At 61.4% G+C, this 4,415-nt stretch carries 7 protein-coding genes and 1 pseudogene; 5 read left to right on the forward strand and 3 right to left on the reverse strand.

Annotated features, from left to right (window positions below; all coding sequences use genetic code 11):
* The 3 genes from WB528_RS03610 to WB528_RS03620 form a co-directional block, all read left to right on the forward strand.
* Window positions 1-917 (forward strand): alpha/beta fold hydrolase (locus WB528_RS03610; RefSeq protein WP_423887062.1); only part of this gene is annotated, 917 nt, incomplete at its 5' end.
* 30 nt (window positions 918-947) lie between these two features.
* Window positions 948-1,364, forward strand: coding sequence for a DoxX family protein (locus tag WB528_RS03615; protein ID WP_423887063.1), 417 nt, complete (start codon window positions 948-950; stop codon window positions 1,362-1,364).
* A gap of 57 nt (window positions 1,365-1,421) precedes the next feature.
* Window positions 1,422-2,027 carry a pyridoxamine 5'-phosphate oxidase family protein gene (locus tag WB528_RS03620; RefSeq protein WP_423887064.1) on the forward strand — a complete coding sequence of 202 codons (606 nt, stop codon included), beginning with the start codon at window positions 1,422-1,424 and terminating at the stop codon, window positions 2,025-2,027.
* A 120-nt stretch (window positions 2,028-2,147) separates the two neighbouring features.
* On the opposite strand, the gene bfr is transcribed toward WB528_RS03620, so the two are convergent.
* The 3 genes from bfr to WB528_RS03635 form a co-directional block, all read right to left on the reverse strand.
* Window positions 2,148-2,633, reverse strand: coding sequence for a bacterioferritin (gene bfr, locus WB528_RS03625; protein WP_423887065.1), 486 nt, complete (start codon window positions 2,631-2,633; stop codon window positions 2,148-2,150).
* 143 nt (window positions 2,634-2,776) lie between these two features.
* Window positions 2,777-3,040 (reverse strand): (2Fe-2S)-binding protein, encoded by a 264-nt coding sequence (locus WB528_RS03630; protein ID WP_423887066.1) that lies wholly within the window; start codon window positions 3,038-3,040, stop codon window positions 2,777-2,779.
* A 148-nt stretch (window positions 3,041-3,188) separates the two neighbouring features.
* Window positions 3,189-3,482, reverse strand: coding sequence for a hypothetical protein (locus WB528_RS03635; protein ID WP_423887067.1), 294 nt, complete (start codon window positions 3,480-3,482; stop codon window positions 3,189-3,191).
* 179 nt (window positions 3,483-3,661) lie between these two features.
* On the opposite strand from WB528_RS03635, the gene WB528_RS03640 reads away from it, so the two are divergent.
* Both WB528_RS03640 and WB528_RS03645 read left to right on the forward strand, forming a co-directional pair.
* Window positions 3,662-3,982, forward strand: coding sequence for a hypothetical protein (locus WB528_RS03640; protein ID WP_423887068.1), 321 nt, complete (start codon window positions 3,662-3,664; stop codon window positions 3,980-3,982).
* 246 nt (window positions 3,983-4,228) lie between these two features.
* A pseudogene (locus tag WB528_RS03645) lies at window positions 4,229-4,415 on the forward strand (hypothetical protein); the annotation flags it as partial.

The raw sequence follows: 4,415 nt of genomic DNA on the forward strand, positions 1-4,415 counted from the left end.
AGCTGCACTACACGACGGTCGGCGAAGCGACCGGCCAGCCGGTGCTGGTGCTGCACGGCTCCGGCGGGTCGGCCGCGAGCATGCTGACGCCGGCTTTCGCCGGCGAGTTGTTCGGCGCAGGCCAGCCGCTCGACGCCTCGAAATATTACATCGTCATTCCGGACGGCATCGGCCACGGCAAATCCTCAAAACCGTCCGATGGCATGAAGACCGCATTTCCGAAATACGACTACGACGACATGGTCGAGGCGCAAGCCCGCCTCGTCAAGGAGGGCCTCGGCATCAAGCATCTACGGCTCGTGATCGGCAATTCCATGGGCGGCATGCAATCCTGGCTGTGGGCCGAAAAATATCCGGACATGATGGACGCGGTGGTGCCGATGGCCTCGCAGCCGACCGCGATGGCGGCGCGCAACTGGATCTTGCGGCGGATGATGCTCGAGACCATCCGCAACGATCCCGACTATAATAACGGCAACTACACCCAGCAGCCGCGCATGATGAAATATGCGATCGCAGCTTACCGCTTTGCGAGTTCCGGCGGCACGCTCGCCGATCAGGACCACGCGCCGTCAGCGGAAAAGGCCGACCATATGGTCGACGAACGGCTCGCGGTAGCGGTGACCGCCGACGCCAATGACTTCATCTATCAATGGCAGGCCTCGCACGACTACGATGCTTCGGCGGGATTGTCCCGCATCGAGGCCACGGTGCTGGCCGTCAACTCGGCCGACGATGAACGCAATCCGCCGGAAACCGGTGTGACCGCGGCTGCAATCAAACAGGTCAAGCACGCTAGCCTCTATCTCATCCCGGCCTCTACCGAGACGCGCGGCCACGGCACGACCGCAAACGCAAGGTTCTACAAGCTTCAGCTTGAAGAATTACTTCGATCGGCCCCCTCACGCGCGATGTGAGATGAAGCCGCCTGAGAGCCGAAACCGCCCATGCCATATGATCGATTGAATGTCATTCGCGCAGCGATGCGATGGGTGATGGCCATTTTCTATGCCGCCGCTGGTATCGCGCATCTTTATGCGCCGGATCAACTGCTCGCGATCACGCCGTCGTGGGTGCCGTTCGCGCCGCAGGTCATCTTCGTGACCGGCCTGTGCGAATTGGCCGGCGCGCTCGCGCTGGTGATGACGCCGCTGCGGCGTTGGGCGGGATTTGCGCTCGCGGCCTATGCCATTTGCGTGTGGCCCGCCAATTTCAAGCACGCGATCGATGGCGTCGACCTGCCGCACATCTCCGGTAGCTGGCTCTATCACGGCCCACGGCTTGCTTTTCAGCCGGTATTGGTTTGGTGGGCGCTGTTTTCCGCAGATATCATCGACTGGCCGTGGCGGCGGAATTCGGGGTAGCCTTCGACTTCGCCGCGGTGATAATTTCGGCTAGTGCCCACAACTTGGAGACCGATCGTGAACGAACTCTGCCCCGGCGACCTCAAGACGATCTACCCGGAGCCGACCGCTCGCGTGATCGCCAAGGCGCGGCCGGAAATCGACATTCACGCGCGGAAATTCATCGAGACGTCGCCGTTCTGCGTGCTGGCCACGTCAGGCTCCGACGGCAGCGTCGACGCCTCGCCGCGCGGCGGCCATCCAGGCTTTGTCCATGTCGATGGACCGAACCGGCTTCTGATGCCCGACCGCACGGGCAACAACCGGATCGACAGTTTCAAAAACATCGTCGAGGGCACGGGCTTCGTGCATCTGGTGTTCTTTGTACCCGGGCTCGACGAGACGCTGCGCGTCGGCGGCCGGGGCGCGGTGACGGCGGACCCTTCGCTCCTCGCGGCGATGGAAGAGTTCGGCAAGCTGCCGCGCGCCGTGCTGTGCATCGACGTCTCCGAGGCCTATTTCCATTGCGGCAAGGCGTTGATGCGTTCGAAGCTGTGGTCGAGGGAGGCGCAGGTCGAGCGCGCCACCTTCCCTTCGATCAGCCAGGTAATCCACGACCAGACCAAGCTTGGCGAACCGGAGCCGCAGGCCGCGGTCGAAGCCCGCTACAAGACACAGTTGTAATTGGTCGCCATCGTCGTCCCTGCAAACGCAGGGACCCATCCCGCGGAAGCCATGGATCAAGGCACTTTGGCAGATGCCTTGGCCATAACATCTGCTTGTGGTTATGAGCTGGGCTAGCCGTCAGCTCTCGCTCTCGAGCCCACCGATATGCTTCTGGGTGTAGAGCTCAAGCCCGACCCGCCCGATCAGATCGAGCTGGGTTTCGAGGAAGTCGATATGATGTTCCTCGTCCTTCATCAGCTTCTCAAACAGGTCGCGCGAGACGTAGTCCTTCACGCTGTGGCAGTAGGTTGCCGCTTCCTGATAGAGGTTGCGCGCGCTGTGCTCGGCCGCCAGGTCGCACTCGATGATTTCCTTGACGTTCTGGCCGATCCGCAAGGGATCGAGCACCTGCATGTTGGGAAAGCCGTCGAGAAACAGGATGCGGTCGGTGAACTTGTCGGCGTGCTCCATCTCCTCGATGGATTCCTTGCGCCAGGTCTTGGCCATCTCCAGCAGGCCCCAATTGCTGAGCAGCCGGTAATGCAGCCAGTACTGGTTGATGGCCGTGAGTTCGTGGCGCAAACCCTTGTTGAGATAGTCGATGACCCTGGCGTCGCCTTGCATCGTGCACTCCCGTTGAAAGACCGCGGACGGGTCTCACGCGCGATTTAGAATATTTCTAAGTGAGATTTCGAACAGGAGCAACCCTTTTGCCCAAACGACGGCAAGGACAAAAAGTGAAGATTATTCAGTATGGTACGGGACTGTTAGCCGGCCGCGATCGCGAAATCGGCAGGCGCGTCTGAATCCGCTTGGCCGTGGTTGTGCGGACAGCCGGCGCAGCACGCCTTGGCGCAGGCGCCCAGCGCATCGTCGATGATGGTCTTGATGGTGCGCGCGCAACGGCCGCACTCGGCGCTGCATCCGAGGCATCCGTAGATCTGCTTGGCGTTGCGGTGGAGCTGTTGCGCGCCCTCGACGGCACTGCGGACGTCGTGGTCGCTCAGCACGTTACAGGAACAAACGATCATTAAAGCTGCGGGCTCATCGGTGATATGGAGCCCTTCAAATATTGAACGGCGGCGTGAGATGCAAAAGGAAAAGCGGTGTTTTCAAGTAATTCCAAACTGATAGCCGGCGCACACTGGAATGAATCTAAATTGATGCGCGCACGGTAAATCAAGTTGGCGGCAGGATTAATGCGTCAATCGCCGCCGCCGTCACCTCCGCCGCCGCCGCCATCGCCACCAGCATCGGACCCTCCACCGGCATCGCCGCTGGCGCCGCCGTGATCCCCCGAATGGCCGTGCCCACCGAACCAGCCATCGCCGCCTCCAGCGCCACCGTCGCCGGCATAGTCAGCGCCAGACGAACCATTGCCAGACGCGCCGCCCTGCCGTTTCCGGCGCAGCACGATCCAGCAGACGACAAGCGCGCCGCCCTCGCGATCAGCGCCGGCAATTCATCCTTCACAAGCCCGGTTCTCCCTTGGCAAGCCCAATTGCGCGTTGCACAATTTGTTTTCTGGAGCCGCTGCATTGAGCCGGTATTGTGACGGCTCCGTTCATTGATCATTCAAGTGAAATGTGGAACTTTTGACGCACGGACCGCTTGGATAGCGCAGTCTCGTGTTCAATCAGAAAGGTAATGCCATGAGGAAAACACTGGTGGCACTAGCCACTGCCGCGACCCTGGCCTTTGGGGCCTCGGCGCCCGCCCATGCCCAACGCGCCCTTGGCGCTGCGATCGCCGGCGGTCTAATCGGCGGCGCCATCGTCGGCAGCGCGGTTGCAGCGAGCCCCTATTACTACGGTCCTGGCCCCTACTATGGACCCGGCCCCTACGGACCTGGCCCGTATTACGGCCACCCCGCCTATGTCGCCGCTGATCCCTATGGTGGCTGCTACTGGCAGCGTCAGCGCTTCTGGGATGGCTACGGCTGGCGCATCCGCCGCGTGCGGGTTTGCGACTAAGACCCATTGATCTTCATTAAATCAGGCGGGACTGGCCGCTTGTTCCGCCTGATTGTGAAAACGCCCGGGAATAAAGGCCTGAAAAAACCGTTTTTAGAGCCAATGTCCCGCGGCACTTTACGTTGGATTGACCGTTGTGCGCGTCTTGAGCGACAGGGTAAATTCCAGGCTCGTATACGAATCAACTTAACCCGCTTTAATCCTCTTGGCGCCGACAAGCGCCGCATCACCAGGAGAGTCCAAGATATGAATAAGACATTTGCTGCGCTCCTTGCGGTCGCAATGGTTGCCGGCGCGCTCGCTACCACCCCGGCCAACGCCCAGCGCGCCCTTGGCGCCGCGATCGCTGGCGGCATCATTGGCGGTGCGATTGTCGGCGGCGCGGTTGCGGCCAGCCAGCCGGCTCCAGTTTACGTCGCGCCGGGCCCGGGCC

Origin of the sequence: Bradyrhizobium sp., from assembly GCF_049586575.1 — a bacterium.
Lineage (GTDB): Bacteria > Pseudomonadota > Alphaproteobacteria > Rhizobiales > Xanthobacteraceae > Bradyrhizobium.

Bases quoted from the DNA above. Each gene is read 5' to 3' on its own strand.
- WB528_RS03615 (WP_423887063.1), top strand. From the start codon at position 948: ATGCCATATGATCGATTGAATGTCATTCGCGCAGCGATGCGATGGGTG.
- bfr (WP_423887065.1), bottom strand. From the start codon at position 2,633: ATGCAAGGCGACGCCAGGGTCATCGACTATCTCAACAAGGGTTTGCGC.
- WB528_RS03630 (WP_423887066.1), bottom strand. From the start codon at position 3,040: ATGATCGTTTGTTCCTGTAACGTGCTGAGCGACCACGACGTCCGCAGT.
- WB528_RS03640 (WP_423887068.1), top strand. From the start codon at position 3,662: ATGAGGAAAACACTGGTGGCACTAGCCACTGCCGCGACCCTGGCCTTT.